The sequence below is a fragment of the Mangrovimonas sp. DI 80 genome (genome assembly GCF_001975575.1).
GTDB lineage: Bacteria > Bacteroidota > Bacteroidia > Flavobacteriales > Flavobacteriaceae > Mangrovimonas_A > Mangrovimonas_A xylaniphaga.
On the sequence record NZ_MSDT01000003.1, the window covers coordinates 185,976 to 201,393 of the forward strand.

General features: G+C 38.9%; 12 protein-coding genes. 6 read left to right on the forward strand and 6 right to left on the reverse strand.

Features of this window, described 5'->3' with window-relative positions; all coding sequences use genetic code 11:
- Positions 1-51: 51 nt before the first annotated feature.
- The gene (locus tag BKM32_RS07070; RefSeq protein WP_076663197.1) at positions 52-936 is read right to left on the reverse strand and encodes a dihydrofolate reductase; all 885 of its coding nucleotides are present in this window, start codon (positions 934-936) and stop codon (positions 52-54) included.
- A 285-nt stretch (positions 937-1,221) separates the two neighbouring features.
- Here BKM32_RS07070 and BKM32_RS07075 point away from each other — a divergent pair, with 285 nt between their 5' ends.
- Positions 1,222-1,518, forward strand: coding sequence for an isoamylase early set domain-containing protein (locus tag BKM32_RS07075; protein WP_053978247.1), 297 nt, complete (start codon positions 1,222-1,224; stop codon positions 1,516-1,518).
- Between the two features lie 73 nt (positions 1,519-1,591).
- Here BKM32_RS07075 and BKM32_RS07080 read toward each other — a convergent pair whose 3' ends face one another.
- The 5 genes from BKM32_RS07080 to BKM32_RS07100 form a co-directional block, all read right to left on the reverse strand.
- Positions 1,592-2,416, reverse strand: coding sequence for a thymidylate synthase (locus BKM32_RS07080; protein WP_076663198.1), 825 nt, complete (start codon positions 2,414-2,416; stop codon positions 1,592-1,594).
- A 182-nt stretch (positions 2,417-2,598) separates the two neighbouring features.
- On the reverse strand, positions 2,599-4,311 hold the full coding sequence (locus tag BKM32_RS07085) for a nucleoside transporter C-terminal domain-containing protein (RefSeq protein WP_076663199.1): 1,713 nt from the start codon (positions 4,309-4,311) through the stop codon (positions 2,599-2,601).
- A 93-nt stretch (positions 4,312-4,404) separates the two neighbouring features.
- Positions 4,405-5,010, reverse strand: coding sequence for a bifunctional nuclease family protein (locus BKM32_RS07090; RefSeq protein ID WP_053978527.1), 606 nt, complete (start codon positions 5,008-5,010; stop codon positions 4,405-4,407).
- Between the two features lie 112 nt (positions 5,011-5,122).
- Positions 5,123-6,082, reverse strand: a complete 960-nt coding sequence (locus BKM32_RS07095) for an electron transfer flavoprotein subunit alpha/FixB family protein (protein WP_076663200.1) — start codon at positions 6,080-6,082, stop codon at positions 5,123-5,125.
- A 64-nt stretch (positions 6,083-6,146) separates the two neighbouring features.
- A complete protein-coding gene (locus BKM32_RS07100; RefSeq protein ID WP_076663322.1) occupies positions 6,147-6,893 on the reverse strand; it encodes an electron transfer flavoprotein subunit beta/FixA family protein in 747 nt (248 codons plus the stop codon).
- Between the two features lie 387 nt (positions 6,894-7,280).
- On the opposite strand from BKM32_RS07100, the gene BKM32_RS07105 reads away from it, so the two are divergent.
- From BKM32_RS07105 to BKM32_RS07125, 5 genes are all read left to right on the forward strand, one after another.
- Positions 7,281-8,258, forward strand: coding sequence for a pyruvate dehydrogenase complex E1 component subunit beta (locus BKM32_RS07105; RefSeq protein ID WP_076663201.1), 978 nt, complete (start codon positions 7,281-7,283; stop codon positions 8,256-8,258).
- A gap of 64 nt (positions 8,259-8,322) precedes the next feature.
- Positions 8,323-10,821 carry a DUF5686 and carboxypeptidase-like regulatory domain-containing protein gene (locus BKM32_RS07110; RefSeq protein ID WP_076663202.1) on the forward strand — a complete coding sequence of 833 codons (2,499 nt, stop codon included), beginning with the start codon at positions 8,323-8,325 and terminating at the stop codon, positions 10,819-10,821.
- Between the two features lie 195 nt (positions 10,822-11,016).
- Positions 11,017-11,544: an inorganic diphosphatase gene (locus BKM32_RS07115; RefSeq protein WP_076663203.1), complete on the forward strand. Its 528-nt coding sequence runs from the start codon at positions 11,017-11,019 to the stop codon at positions 11,542-11,544.
- A 115-nt stretch (positions 11,545-11,659) separates the two neighbouring features.
- A complete protein-coding gene (locus tag BKM32_RS07120; protein ID WP_076663204.1) occupies positions 11,660-14,020 on the forward strand; it encodes a sodium-translocating pyrophosphatase in 2,361 nt (786 codons plus the stop codon).
- Positions 14,021-14,141: 121 nt separating this feature from the next.
- On the forward strand, positions 14,142-15,407 hold the full coding sequence (locus BKM32_RS07125; protein WP_076663205.1) for an MgtC/SapB family protein: 1,266 nt from the start codon (positions 14,142-14,144) through the stop codon (positions 15,405-15,407).
- The last annotated feature ends 11 nt before the right edge of the window (positions 15,408-15,418 follow it).

Below are 15,418 nucleotides of genomic sequence, written 5' to 3' on the forward strand. Positions count from 1 at the left end.
GGCAAAATTACTGAAAAAGTAGCTTTTATTGCGATTTATTAAGCTAGAGAATTACGCGCGTTCGTAAGTTAAAAATGAAAATGAGTAATCGTGTTTGTCGTCTTTTTGGTGGAATTTATTGGCCACTTCCTTCCATTGTAGTGGATTTATTTCAGGGAAATAGGTGTCGCCTTCAAAACTTTCATGGACTCTGGTCAATTCAATTTTATCTGCAATGGCCATAGCTTGTTTGTAAATTTCTCCTCCACCAATAATGTAAGGCTGGGGGTCACTTTGAGAGGCGTCAATGGCATCTTCCAATGAGTGCACCAAAACTACACCGCTAGGGACTTTATAGTCCTGTTGGGTAGTGATGACAATATGGGTTCTGTTTGGCAAAGGTTTTGGGAAGCTTTCAAAAGTCTTTCTTCCCATGATAATGTGGTGTCCGTTTGTTAGGTCTTTAAATCGTTTTAAGTCGTCACTTAAATGCCAGATCAAGTCATTGTCCTTCCCTATTACATTGTTTTCAGCCGCCGCTACAATAATGGTCAATTCACTGTTTTTAGTTGGTTTAGCAGCTGTAACTGTTGGCTCTGGAAGTGTCTTTTTTAGCTCTTCAATTTTTGCTTTCTGTTTGGCAACTAACTTATTTAATTGGTTTTGTTCCCAATCTTTTCCCATAAATCTGTGGGTTACAAACACATTAAAGGTATGGTAGAGTAAAAAGAACAACCAAATAACGATAGGATAGACAAACCAATTCACTCCAAAAGGTTTGACATCTTTGCCAATGCCCATGGCAAGGTTGGCAAGGATTAGAAACACAGCGCCAATTAAGAAAACTACAAAATGGGAGTATAAACGTTTTTTTTGTTTGATACGCTTTTGGGCGTATTCAAGCATTTCCAATTGTTCTTTGTCTATTTGCGGCGTTGGTTTCTTCTTTCCGAACATAGGTTGAATATTAGTTAATGTAAATTTACTCTTTTTAGTGTAAATGGAATAATATTAATTTTTATTCAAGAAGAGAAGGTTTTATGTATTGAAAATGAAACTGATATGCCTGTTTTTGATAAGGATCGGGTTTCAAAACACCAAAAAAGACAAGTTTTTATTTTATTCTTTAAATTATAATGAAGCCATTTTTAAGAAAATGATAAATATTGACTATCAGTCTTAATTTCAGTTTGTTGCTGAAGTTTTCTTTCATAGATTTGAGTATAATTAATTCATTTTACCATGGCAATTTCAAAACAATACCTAAAGAGTAAACCAATTTGTAAAGTTACTTTTTCCTTGCCTGCAGAGGAAGCGAGCAAAGTAGCTTTGGTAGGAACCTTTAATGACTGGGATACTGGAGCTGTTGAGCTTAAAAAGTTGAAAAACGGGACCTTTAAAGGAACCTTGGATTTAGAGAAAGATCATTCGTATGAATTTAGATATGTGGTAGACGGAACCTATGTGAATGACGAACAAGCCGATGGTTACAAATGGAGTGATTACGCTTCGGCAGACAATTGTATTTTGAACCTATAACCTTTTTTAATTCCATATAAAAAGCGCTTTAAGAATTCTTAAAGCGCTTTTTTGTTGAAATATGTTTTAGGTTTTATACGGCTACCACCCCTTTAATATGAGGATGTGGATCGTAACCCACCAATGTAAAGTCGTCAAAAGTGAAATCAAAAATATCCTTGATTTCTGGGTTTAACACCATGGTAGGCAAAGGTCTTGGTTCTCTAGATAATTGCAGTTCCAATTGCTCGTAGTGGTTGCTATAAATATGTGCATCTCCAAACGTATGGATGAAATCACCCGCTTCATAACCGCAAACCTGAGCCATCATCATAGTCAATAGGGCATACGATGCAATGTTGAAAGGTACCCCCAAAAAGATATCGGCACTACGTTGGTAGAGCTGGCAGGAAAGTTTGCCATTGGCTACATAAAATTGAAAGAAAGCATGACAAGGTGGCAATGCTGCTTTTCCATTGGCAACATTGTCACTGAAACTTTTCGAAGTATCAGGAAGCACCGAAGGATTCCATGCGGAAACCAACATACGTCTGCTATCTGGATTCGTTTTTAGGGTTTGGATGACTTCCTTAATTTGATCGATCTCATCACTGTTCCAATTACGCCACTGATGTCCGTAAACAGGTCCTAAATCACCATTTTCATCGGCCCATTCATTCCAAATTCTAACGCCGTTTTCAGTAAGGTAATCGATGTTGGTGTCCCCTTTTAAAAACCAAAGCAATTCGTAAATAATAGATTTTAAGTGTAATTTTTTGGTGGTCACCATCGGGAAGCCTTCGCTTAAATCAAATCGCATTTGGTATCCAAATACACTTTTGGTTCCTGTACCTGTGCGGTCCGATTTTTCATTACCATGCTCCAAAACATGCTTGACAAGGTCGTGGTATTGTTTCATATTCCTAGTTCTGTATCTCTGGGATTTCTTTGTTTTTAGTTGAAAAACATGCCGTAAACTTACATGTCTAAATATGGGGCTAAATTAGAAAAAAGGCAAACAAGAAATTGGTGTGACTTAGAAATGATATTAAAAGTTATCAACTAACCAAGAGCACAATAGATTGCACCTTTCAAAATGGATTAGCCTATAATCATTCCTGCAATTGTTGCAGAAATCAAGGAGGCAATCGTTCCTCCAATTAGTGCTTTTATCCCAAATTCCGATAAGGTTTTTCGTTGGCCAGGCGCCAGGGAGCCAATTCCTCCAATTTGAATCCCAATGGAGGCAAAGTTGGCAAAGCCACAAAGCATGTAAGTGGCCATGATCACAGACTTTTCGTATTTCAGGTGAAGGACATTTCCAATATCTTTTAACTCGGCCAATTGGATGTAGCCTACAAATTCACTAGCCACTAATTTGACACCTAAAAGCTGTCCCATCAAGGCAACATCTTCTTGGGCAACCCCAATGAGCCACATAACGGGAGCCAAAATATAGCCAAGGATAAATTCAAGAGAGAGGCTGTTGTAAATGGTATGGTTAGCAACAACAGTATTCAACGTGGTTATATCTCCAAACCATTGCAAAATACCATTGAGCATGGCTATGAAGGCTAAAAATACCAATAGCATAGCACCAACGTTCACGGCCAATTTCAATCCTTCAGAAGTACCGTTGGCAATGGCATCCAAAATATTGGAGCCAATGTCGTCATGGGTCACTTTTATTTCGGCATCAATGTCTTCAGTTTGGGGATATAAAATTTTGGAAATCACGATAGCTCCAGGAGCTGCCATCACAGATGCTGCCAATAAATGTTTGGCATAAAACAATTCCATTACGGGGTCTCCGCCTCCCAAAAATCGTATGTATGCGGCCAAAACGCCCCCTGCCACGGTAGCCATTCCGCCCACCATCACCAATAACATTTCGGAGCGGTTCATTTTTTCCAAATAGGCCTTGATCATCAAAGGTGATTCTGTTTGTCCCAAGAAAATATTTCCAGCCACACTTAAACTCTCGGCACCGGAAACCTTCAATAATTTGGAGAGTAGCCAAGCCAAACCTTTTACTACTTTTTGAATAATTCCTAAATAAAACAACACCGAGGTTAATGCCGAAAAGAAAATGATGGTCGGTAAAATGGAAACAGCAAACGTTATTAGGGAATCTTCGATTTTATCTGTAATAAAGGATTTGAACAGGAATTCTGTCCCTGCCATGGTAAAATCTAAAATGGAGACAAAAATACCGCCAACCCATTCAAACATACTTTGTATAAAAGGGACTTTTAAAACACCAAAAGCCAAGAGTAATTGAGCTGCCAATCCAATACCAACCGTTCTCCAGTTAATGGCTTTTCTGTTGCTGCTAAAGAGGAAGGCGATTACCAAAAGGGAAACCATGCCCAGAACGCCTCTTCCAAAACTGCCAAATGAAAATCCGTTGCTTTTGATGAGCGTATTGGCTTCAACAAGAGCGGGAGTTTGGGCGGTTGTAGGAACTGGTTCTAGGCGATAAGTAATATCTTTTTCGGAGAATACCAAAGTGGAATCGGTAAGTTCCTTGATGCTGAAATGGCGTATGGTGTCTTTAGGCTGGTTGTAGTACAGTACCAAAACATTGTTTTGATGTACGTAATTTCCAGAATGAAGTCCTTGATTTTCGGCAGACGTTTGATAGGAAAACGAACCGTTTTCCAATTGAAAAAAATCTGAATCAGAAACAGAAGAAAGTGGTTGACCTGTTTTGTTTTCTATAGTTTGAAATTGCCATTTTTTTTCAATGCTTTGCGATGAGAGTGTATTTATTGCAAAAAAAATAGCTGTAAAAGCCAAGAAAAAATATTTCATCTGTTTTGAGTTTATTAGATCATATGTGAGCTACAAAATATTAATTTGAAGCACCCATAACCGTCAAGCAAACACTCATTTTAAACAGCGAAACTAACGTTTGGAGATTTCGTCCCTTATTTTCGCGGCTTTTTCATAATCCTCATTTTTAACAGCTTCTTCCAAGAGTGCATTTAATTCTTGCAAAGATTTGTCCTTGAAACTTTCCTGAATACCAGCTTCAACTTCTTCGGCAACCAAATCATCCACTAGGATGCTGTCACCTTCTTCTTCGCTTTTAGGGTTTACTTTTAAATAAATCCCTGCTTTGTCCAAAATGTTCTTATAGGTAAAAATAGGGGCTTGGAACCTTAGAGCCAAGGCAATGGCGTCACTTGTTCGGGCATCGATAATCTCTTCAATTTTATCGCGTTCGCAAATCAAGCTCGAATAGAATACACCATCAACCAATTTATGAATAATGACCTGTTTGACAATAATGTCAAACCGATCGGCAAAATTTTTGAATAAATCGTGGGTTAGTGGTCTTGGAGGGCGGATTTCTTTTTCTAGGGCAATGGCAATGGACTGAGCTTCGAAAGCCCCTATAACGATAGGTAGTTTTCGGTCGCCGTCAACCTCGTTCAAAATAAGTGCGTAGGCACCATTTTGTGTTTGACTATATGAAATTCCTTTTATGTTAAGACGTACTAAACTCATAATAAAAAACACAAAGAACTGTTTAAATTAGGACTTTAGCAACAACTAATGACAGATTTTGTAAGTCAACTAAATTTAAACAGTCCTTTAAAGATACAAGTTATAAAAAATATTATTGTTGTGCCTTAAATGTCTTCAATTTTTCAATGAGTTTAGGAACAACTTCAAAGGCGTCTCCAACAATTCCGTAATCGGCAGCCTTAAAGAATGGGGCCTCAGGATCGGTGTTGATAACCACTTTTACCTTGGAAGCGTTGATACCGGCCAAATGCTGAATTGCTCCTGAAATTCCGATGGCAATGTACAGGTTGGCAGCCACAGGTTTTCCTGTTTGTCCAACGTGTTCGCTGTGCGGACGCCATCCTAAATCGCTCACTGGTTTTGAGCAGGCAGTAGCAGCTCCTAAAACATCGGCAAGCTCTTCTACCATTCCCCAGTTTTCAGGTCCCTTAAGACCACGACCACCAGATACTACAATCTCTGCATCGGCAATGGTAACCTTACCAGTTACTTTATCCACCGATTGTACATTTACTCCAAACTCCGGAATAGAAGGAGTGAAGTCTTCTGCAGCAGCGGCGGCACTGTTTTCAACAAGACCAAAGGCATTTTTAGAAAGCGCAACCAATTTTACATCGGTATTGATGGTAGTCATGTTGAACGCTTTATTGGTAAATGCTGTACGTTTAACTGTGAAAGGAGCAGTGCTTGTTGGCGCTTCAACTACATTGGAAGCATAGCCTGCATTTAGGTCTACAGCCAAAAGTGGCGCTAAATATTTACTGTCTGCACTTGAGCTTACAATTACTACTTGGCTGCCTTCTTTTTGAGCGGCTTGAGCAATGATACTAGCGTAAGCATTGGCATTGAATTTCTCTAATTGGGAATCACTTACCTTTAATACCTTGTCAACACCATAGGTTCCTAAAACGGAAGTGTCCTCGACGTTAATGGTTACGGCAGTAACGGTAGTGCCCATTTGGTTGGCAACAGCTTTGGCGTAAGACGCTACTTCCAGTGCCACTTTCTTAAATGTTCCTTGTTCTGATTCTGTATATACTAAAACTGACATAAGCTTAATTTGATATATAAAACTAAAATTGAATCAAATTCAATTGGGTTCTATATGTAGGTTATTAAATTACTTTGGCTTCGTTGTGAAGTAGGTTAACTAATTCTTCTACGTTGTCTGGATCGATTAAGGTTACAGCACCTTTAGGAGCTGGTTTCTCAAACTTTACAGATGCTGTTTCGGCAGATGCTTCCACAGGTTCTAGAACTGTTAACGGCTTTTTACGAGCCATCATAATTCCTCTCATATTAGGAATGCGCAAGTCGCTTTCTTCTACCAAGCCTTTTTGACCTCCAATAACAAGAGGGAAAGAAGTAGTAACGGTTTCTTTTCCGCCATCAATTTCTCTTACAGCTGTTACAGCAGTGCCTTCAACTTCAAGGCCAATACAAGTATTTACAAAGTTCGCATTGTTTAAGCGTGCCAACATACCAGGTACCATACCTCCGTTGTAGTCGATAGACTCACGTCCGGCAATTACAAGGTCATAGCCACCATCCTGCACAACTTTTGCCAATTGTTTGGCAACCACAAAACCGTCGGTTGGCTCTGTGTTTACACGAATAGCAGAATCTGCTCCAATAGCAAGGGCTTTTCTTAGGGTAGGTTCAGTTTCAGGGCCTCCAACATTTACAACATCTACAGTTGCACCTTGTTTTTCTTTAAACCACATGGCGCGGGTCAAACCAAATTCATCATTAGGATTGATTACAAACTGCACACCGTTGGTGTCAAATTTAGTGTCGCCTTCGGTAAAGTTAATTTTTGAAGTCGTATCAGGTACATGGCTAATACATACTAATATTTTCATATTGATATTATTATTTAATAAGTACTTTTTTTTCGAGGTTACGAAGTTAAATAAATTCATTTGAATATTTACTATGCATGCATAATATAATTTTGCTTTTTTGAGAGAAATATGGCGTTTATGGTAAAAAAAGTTAAAATATATATGCGCTTTTGTGGTAATTACTTAAAAATAGGAGTGAATTTGGTTTGAAAATAGAATGCTGTTTTATCTCGGGCCTTTTAAAAATTACAAATCGTGGGAAAAGGGGATTATTTTTTTATGAATTATTCCTATTTTTGCTATCCAATTTAAACTTGAAATATAAATGAGAGGAGCCTTATTGTAACCGTAAGTTTTCTACAGGGCAATAGGTGAATTTTATCTGACCATTTAAATAATATACAAATGAAAACAATTCAATTCAGAGAAGCTGTTTGCGAAGCCATGAGTGAAGAAATGCGTAGAGATGAAAGCATTTACTTAATGGGTGAAGAAGTCGCAGAATACAATGGTGCTTACAAGGCATCAAAAGGAATGTTGGATGAATTCGGCCCTAAGCGTGTTATTGACACTCCTATTGCTGAACTTGGTTTTGCAGGAATCGCGGTGGGTTCGACAATGACTGGAACCAGACCAATTGTTGAGTTCATGACGTTTAACTTCTCTTTGGTTGGAATTGATCAAATTATAAACAACGCGGCAAAAATCAGACAAATGTCTGGTGGACAGTTCAAGTGTCCTATCGTATTCCGTGGACCTACAGCTTCTGCAGGTCAGTTGGCTGCAACGCACTCTCAAGCTTTTGAAAGCTGGTTTGCCAATACGCCAGGTCTTAAAGTAGTTGTGCCATCAAATCCTTACGACGCTAAAGGACTTTTAAAATCAGCCATTCGTGATGATGATCCAGTAATTTTCATGGAAAGTGAGCAAATGTATGGTGACAAAGGAGAAGTGCCAGAAGGAGAATACACGATTCCATTAGGAGTAGCTGATATCAAGCGTGAAGGAACCGATGTAACCATTGTATCTTTTGGTAAAATCATTAAGGAAGCTTATATCGCTGCTGATGAATTGGCTAAAGAAGGAATTTCTTGTGAAATCATCGATTTGCGTACTGTACGTCCATTAGATAAAGCAACTATTTTGGCTTCTGTTAAGAAAACAAATAGATTGGTAGTATTGGAAGAAGCTTGGCCATTTGGAAACGTTTCAACCGAGATTACTTATATCGTACAATCTGAGGCATTCGATTATTTGGATGCTCCTGTTGTAAAAATTAACACTGCCGATACGCCTGCGCCTTATTCTCCAGTTTTATTGGAGCAATGGTTGCCTAACAGTACCGATGTTGTTAAAGCTGTAAAAAAGGTAATGTATAAATAAAACGCTTTTTTTTGCGTTATATAAACTTCATTGGCATATTTGTGCTGATGAAGTTTTTTTGCTTATGAACATAAAACTATTTTCTCTATTCTTTTTCTTCGGGCTATTATTGGGATTTTCGCAAACCAAAGTTAGCGGTTATGTAATAGATGAAAACAACCAACCAGTGGCTTATGCCAACGTTATTTTCAAAGGATCTACGGAGGGGACCATCTCCAATGAAGAAGGGCGTTTTTATCTAGAGTCCGATAATAATTGGGATACTTTAACCGTATCGTTTTTGGGCTATGAAACCTTGGAGTTAGCCTTGCCTAAACGTGTCAACTATAACTTGAATCTTGTGCTCAAGGAGGAAGCTGCTTCCTTGGGGGAGGTAGTTATTGTAACCGGTAAACAATCCAAAAAAGAGTCGGAGAATCCTGCCATTGGAATTTTAAAGAAAATCTGGGCTCATAAGCGATCAAACGGACTTCGTATGTTTAAGCAATACGAGTACGATAAATATGAAAAAGTTGAATTTGATATCAACACCATAGACAGTGCTTTTATGGAAAAGAACTTGTTTAAAGGGATGGAGTTTGTCTTTGAGCAAGTGGATACTTCCAATGTCACGGGAAAAACCTATTTGCCAATATTCATCAACGAAGCGGCTAGTAGGGTGTATGGGGACAATGAGATAAAAAAGGAGCGTGAAGAATTAAAAGGGAATAAAAATTCTGGTTTTAGCGATAATCAGGCGCTTATTGATTTTGTGGATGACTTGTATGCCGATTATGACGTGTATGATAATTACCTTAAGTTTTTCGATAAGAGTTTTGTGAGTCCATTGTCAAAAACAGGAATCAATACTTATAACTATGTACTTTCCGATAGTGCTTTTATAGAAAACAAATGGTGCTATAACATTATTTACTACCCTAGGCGTAAAAACGAGTTGACATTTAAAGGGGATTTTTGGGTAGCAGATACCACCTTTGCCATTAAGGAAATCAACATGCAAGCCTCCAAGAGTGCCAACATCAACTGGGTGAAGGAAATCTATATCGAACAGGAATTTGAAGTACTCAATGATTCAGTGTTTTTGATCAAAAGGGATTATTTTATGTCCGATTTTGCCTTTCAGAAAAAGGAAAAAGCCAAAGGGGTTTATGGAAAGCGAACTACTTTGTACAACAATTATGTGTTCGATAAACCTAAGGATCCTAAATTCTATGTAGAGGAGGTTTTCGATTTTAATAAGGAAATCTACAATCGTGATGATGAATTTTGGGAGCAAAACCGTTTGGAATCCCTCAATAAGGATGAGCAGGGTGTCTACAAAATGCTCGACACCTTAAAAACCGTTAAAAAGTTTCAGCGTGTCTACAATACGGTGAGCATGTTTGCCTCGGGGTACAAGGAGTTTCCTGAATTAAACTTTGATTACGGACCTATTTTTTCAACCTTTGGTTATAATGATGTAGAAGGTTTTAGGCTTCGGGCCGGGGGACGAACTTATTTTGGATATAACGATTTGTGGCGTGTTGAAGGATTTACGGCCTACGGTTTTAAGGACAACAAGTTTAAATACGGGATTTCAGGGAAATGGTTGTTGGATAAAAAGAACCGTATCATTATTTCTGGAGGAAACCGTCGCGATGTAGAACAAATAGGGGCGAGCCTTACCAATTCCACCGATGTTTTGGGACGCAGTTTTGCCTCGTCAGCGGTGTTTACCACAAGTGTCAACGATAAATTGACCAATATCAATTTAACCACATTGGCAGCCGAAATTGAGCCTGTAAAGAATTTGGTACTGCGCATTATTGGTGATTATAGAACCTTGCGTTCAGCTTCGGAAACCTTTAGTTTGGACTATTATGATGAAGAATCTCCTTCGGGAATTGCATCTGAAGTCCGTCAATACCAAACCACACTTTCCTTGTCCTATTTTCCAGGGCGAAAAATGACTGGTTTTGGGGTGGAGCGTTCCAGTGCCAACGATACTTATGCTAGTTTATTTGCGCAGGTTAGTAGAGGGGATAAAGTGGTTTTTCAAAGTGATTTTGAGTATACCAAATTACAGTTCTCTTATATCCAACCATGGCAATTAGGTGGCTTTGGACGTTTGACTTCGGTAATTGAGGCAGGAAAGACTTTTGGAGCGGTGCCTCTTGGATTGTTGAGTGTCATTCCTGGGAACCAATCGTATTTTTCAATTTACAACACTTTTAGCTTGTTGGATTATTACGAGTTTGTAACAGATACATATACCTCACTTCACCTTGAGCATAATTTCAATGGACGCTTTTTCTCCCGTATTCCGGTGATAAAGAAATTCAATTTAAGGGCCATTGTTGGTTTTAGGGCGGCATGGGGAAAAATATCCCAAGAAAATAGAGATTTGAATGCTTCCGGACTGGAGTATATATCCCCTACAGATGAACCCTATTACGAGTATAGTTTGGGAGTGGGCAATATTTTTAAGGTGTTCCGTTTAGACTTTAATTTCAGGGGGAATTATCTCGAAATTCCATCAGCAAGGGATTTTGGAATCACAGGAGGGTTTAACTTCCAATTCTAGAAATTTACTTTAATGTAGTTTTTATAAGGATATGACCTTTATTCTTTGCAAGCTAGCCCCGTTTTACACTTTCTTAAACTAAAGTCCAATAGTTTTTAGTTGTCTAAGCATAAAGACTTCCGTATCTTTGCGCCTTTGAATTTCGAAAAAACTAAACATTGTATCTCTTTTTGGAGGTAGAAAAATAAATATTGAATGAGTACGAAAGATGATTTAACCTTTGATGTGTTAATTGAGATCCCAAACGGGAGTCGTAACAAATATGAATATGATTTCGATCTTAAGAAAATTCGTTTCGATCGAATGTTGTTTTCATCAATGATGTATCCTGGTGATTACGGGTTTATTCCTGAAACGTTGGCCTTGGATGGTGATCCACTAGATGTTTTGGTAATGGGGCATCAACCAACATTCCCGATGTGTGTTATGGAAGTAAAGCCAATTGGAGTTTTCCATATGACAGATGAAAAAGGACCGGATGAAAAATTAATCTGTGTACCAGTATCGGATCCTATTTGGAACAAATTAAGTGACATTAGCGATTTGAATCCACATAGACTGGAAGAAATCGAGCACTTCTTCCAAGTGTATAAAGATTTGGAAGAAAAGAAAGTTGACGTTGGTGGATGGGGAGATGCCAAAGAAGCCTATGAAATTTTCAGCAAATGTGTGCAACGTTACCAAGAGAGTGAGCACTTTAAAAAAGGAAGCTTTACCATATAAGTTCCCTTAAAAAATAAATTATTTTCAAAAACCCCTTAATAAAATTAAGGGGTTTTTTATATTCTTTGTTTTTCCTACATTTAACGTAAATTTTTGTAACTTAAAACATTAGGATATGGAATCAAATATGATTTTTGTGCCAATTGCAATGGCAATTTTAGGACTGCTTTTTATGTTCGTGAAAATGGCATGGGTAAAGAAGCAGGCTCCCGGTAATGAAAGAATGCAGGAGATCTCAACGTCTATCAAGGAAGGCGCTCTCGCTTTTTTAAATGCCGAATATAGATTGCTGGCTATTTTTGTGGCGATTGCTTCTGTGGCGCTTTTTGCAATTTCATATTTTGTTCCAACAACACATTGGATAATCATCGTGGCTTTCATTTTGGGAGCCATTTTTTCTGCTTTGGCTGGAAATATAGGGATGCGCATTGCTACCGAAGCTAATGCAAGAACTGCCGAAGCTGCCAAAACCAGTTTGCCACAAGCTTTAAAAGTAGCTTTTGGAGGAGGCACTGTGATGGGATTGGGGGTTGCGAGTTTGGCGGTTTTGGGTTTGAGCCTTTTGTTTTCTATTTTCATAAAAATGTTTATTGTTGGAAATGCCTCTTTTTATGAAGAAATGACCATGGCCTTGGAAGCTTTGGCTGGTTTTTCCCTAGGAGCAGAGTCTATTGCTTTATTTGCTCGTGTAGGTGGAGGTATTTATACCAAAGCAGCCGATGTAGGAGCCGATTTGGTAGGGAAAGTGGAAGCGGGAATTCCTGAGGATGATCCTAGAAATCCTGCAACTATTGCTGATAATGTAGGTGATAACGTAGGGGATGTAGCTGGTATGGGTGCCGATTTATTTGGTAGTTATGTAGCTACCGTTTTAGCGGCTATGGTACTTGGGAATTATGTGATCAAAGATATGTCTCAAGATGCTCCTTTTACGGATGCCTTCAATAATATGGGGCCTATTTTGTTGCCAATGGTAATTGCCGGAATTGGTATTCTAGCCTCTATTATTGGGACATTTTTAGTGAAAATTTCAAGTAATGATGTTAAGGAAGCTCAGGTTCAAAAAGCGTTGGATTATGGTAATTGGGCGGCCATTATTCTAACCTTATTGTCTAGTTTTCTTTTGATAAAATATATGCTGCCGGACACTCTAACCATGAGTTTCTTTGGAGAAGGATACAAAACGGTATCTTCCATGCATGTGTTCTGGGCTACTTTAATAGGACTGTGTGTAGGGGCTTTAATTGCCACCGTTACTGAACATTATACGGCACTCGGGAAAGATCCAGTAAGAGGGATCGTTCAAAACAGTTCTACAGGGTCTGCTACAAATATTATAGCAGGACTTGCCGTGGGAATGAAATCTACTTTCTTTTCTGTATTGTTATTTGCTGTTGCCATTTTCGGGTCGTATGAATTGGCCGGATTTTATGGTGTGGCCATAGCAGCTTCTGCCATGATGGCGACCACGGCTATGCAGTTGGCTATTGATGCTTTTGGGCCTATTGCGGATAATGCAGGTGGTGTGGCAGAAATGAGTGAATTGGATCCTGAGGTAAGAGAACGTACTGATATTTTGGATTCTGTAGGAAATACAACGGCAGCTATAGGAAAGGGGTTTGCCATTGCTTCGGCCGCCTTAACAGCACTGGCCTTATTTGCAGCATATGTAACCTTTACAGGGATAGAAGGTATTAATATTTTCAAGGCAGATGTATTGGCGATGTTGTTTGTAGGGGGGATGATTCCCGTAATTTTTTCTGCATTGGCCATGGAGTCTGTAGGGAAAGCGGCTATGGAAATGGTTAAGGAAGTGAGACGCCAATTCCGTGAAATTCCGGGGATTATGGAAGGAACCGGTAAGCCAGAATATGCAAAGTGTGTGGATATTTCTACCCAAGCAGCATTACGTCAGATGATTTTACCAGGTTTGATTACAATTATTACCCCGATTATTATTGGATTTGTTTTTGGTCCTGAGCCACTTGGAGGGTATATGGCTGGTGTGTGTGTAAGTGGTGTAATGTGGGCTATTTTTCAAAATAATGCCGGAGGTGCTTGGGATAATGCCAAAAAGTCCTTTGAGGCTGGGGTAGAAATAGATGGTGAAATGAGTTATAAGGGGAGTGATGCCCATAAAGCTGCGGTTACGGGAGACACGGTTGGAGATCCTTTTAAAGATACCTCAGGACCATCGATGAACATCTTGATCAAATTGACCTGTTTGGTTGGTTTGGTGATTGCGCCTATTTTGGGAGGGCACTCTTTTCATTCGGCTTTAGGCGAATCTATGGAAAGTCAAGAAATTAAAAAGGAAATAAAAATAGAAATGCAGTCTGTGGAGGCTGAAAATGCCAGAGCGGTGGTAACGACTGTATTTACCGAAGATGGAGAGACAGTAACTGAAGAGGTGGTTTTAGAAGGAAGTTTGGACGAGGTAAAACAGGCCCTTGAAAACATAAAAAAAGAAGAGTAAGACGTTTGGTCTTTTAAGTGTTAATTTGAAGAACCATGCCGAGAGGCATGGTTTTTTGTGTCAACTATTTTTGAAGGAAGAAACTCCCTACGAAGCGCATTTGATTTACTATCTTTAATTTATGAATTACGATCAACTAACCACATTGGGAATTGCCTTTGGACTGGGCCTTCTAGTTGGGGTGCAAAGGCAAAAAAGCGATAATAAAATGGCGGGCGTAAGGACCTTTACCCTTTTGTCTGTGTTGGGCGTAATGGCTGGGTATTTATCCCAAGTATATGATAACCCATATATTTTACCAGCTTTGGGATTATCTATTGCCGCCATGTTTGTGACGGCCAATATGATCAAATATAAGTCTGACGAATCTCATGATTTTGGTCAGACCACCGAGGTAGCTGCCTTATTGATGTTTTCCATTGGGGCTTATTTAGTCTTGGGAGATCAGTTGGTTGGGGTTATTGTAGGGACCTTGATGGCTATTTTGTTGTATGTAAAAGAACGGTTGCACCATTTTATCGACCGTTTGAGTGAAAAGGATCTTTCTGCTATTATGACCTTGGCAGGAATCAGTTTGGTGATTCTTCCCATTCTTCCAGATAAAACCTTTGGTCCCTATGGTGTGCTCAATCCCAGAAATATTTGGTTGATGATAACTTTGATCGTAGGGATAAGTGTAGTAGGTTATTTCATTTACAAATTTGCAGGTAAAAGAGTGGGGGTGATTGCCAATGGAATTTTGGGAGGGTTAATTAGCAGTACGGCTACTACGGTAAGTTATGCGCGAAAAACCAAAAGTACCAGTGATATAAATAAAATGGCGGCATTTGTCATCGCCACGGCATCCATGGTGTCCTTGGTTCGGGTGCTTATAGAAATAACGGTGGTAGTTCCTAAAAAACTCAATTTTATTTTGTTGCCGATATTGACAGAAATTATAGTCTTGGCTCTACTTTGTGCGGCCTTATTTTATTTGGTGAATAAGGATGAAACTGATGATGAAATGCCAGAACCTGAAAACCCTGCTCAATTTAAAAGTGCCCTTTTGTTTGGGTTACTGTATGCGCTTATTTTGTTGGCAGTGGCATTTACCGAAGAGAAATTTGGGAATGAAGCTTTATATTTGGTCTCAATTGTGAGTGGTCTAACCGATGTGGATGCCATTACCTTGTCGATTTCCCAATTGATGAAAATTGATAATATTTCCGTGCATTTGGGATGGAAACTTATTCTGCTAGCAGCACTTTCCAATTTAGTGTTTAAAGGTATTATGGCAATGATGTTAGGCACAAAACAGCTTGCCAAATGGGTAGGTGTAGTGTTTGGGATTGCCTTGGTAGTTGGCCTTTTTATTATTTGGTTGTGGCCAGATTGGTGGCATTTATAAAATGATTTTGT

Bases quoted from the DNA above. Each gene is read 5' to 3' on its own strand.
- BKM32_RS07070 (WP_076663197.1), bottom strand. From the start codon at position 936: ATGTTCGGAAAGAAGAAACCAACGCCGCAAATAGACAAAGAACAATTG.
- BKM32_RS07075 (WP_053978247.1), top strand. From the start codon at position 1,222: ATGGCAATTTCAAAACAATACCTAAAGAGTAAACCAATTTGTAAAGTT.
- BKM32_RS07080 (WP_076663198.1), bottom strand. From the start codon at position 2,416: ATGAAACAATACCACGACCTTGTCAAGCATGTTTTGGAGCATGGTAAT.
- BKM32_RS07085 (WP_076663199.1), bottom strand. From the start codon at position 4,311: ATGAAATATTTTTTCTTGGCTTTTACAGCTATTTTTTTTGCAATAAAT.
- BKM32_RS07090 (WP_053978527.1), bottom strand. From the start codon at position 5,010: ATGAGTTTAGTACGTCTTAACATAAAAGGAATTTCATATAGTCAAACA.
- BKM32_RS07095 (WP_076663200.1), bottom strand. From the start codon at position 6,082: ATGTCAGTTTTAGTATATACAGAATCAGAACAAGGAACATTTAAGAAA.
- BKM32_RS07100 (WP_076663322.1), bottom strand. From the start codon at position 6,893: ATGAAAATATTAGTATGTATTAGCCATGTACCTGATACGACTTCAAAA.
- BKM32_RS07105 (WP_076663201.1), top strand. From the start codon at position 7,281: ATGAAAACAATTCAATTCAGAGAAGCTGTTTGCGAAGCCATGAGTGAA.
- BKM32_RS07110 (WP_076663202.1), top strand. From the start codon at position 8,323: ATGAACATAAAACTATTTTCTCTATTCTTTTTCTTCGGGCTATTATTG.
- BKM32_RS07115 (WP_076663203.1), top strand. From the start codon at position 11,017: ATGAGTACGAAAGATGATTTAACCTTTGATGTGTTAATTGAGATCCCA.
- BKM32_RS07120 (WP_076663204.1), top strand. From the start codon at position 11,660: ATGGAATCAAATATGATTTTTGTGCCAATTGCAATGGCAATTTTAGGA.
- BKM32_RS07125 (WP_076663205.1), top strand. From the start codon at position 14,142: ATGAATTACGATCAACTAACCACATTGGGAATTGCCTTTGGACTGGGC.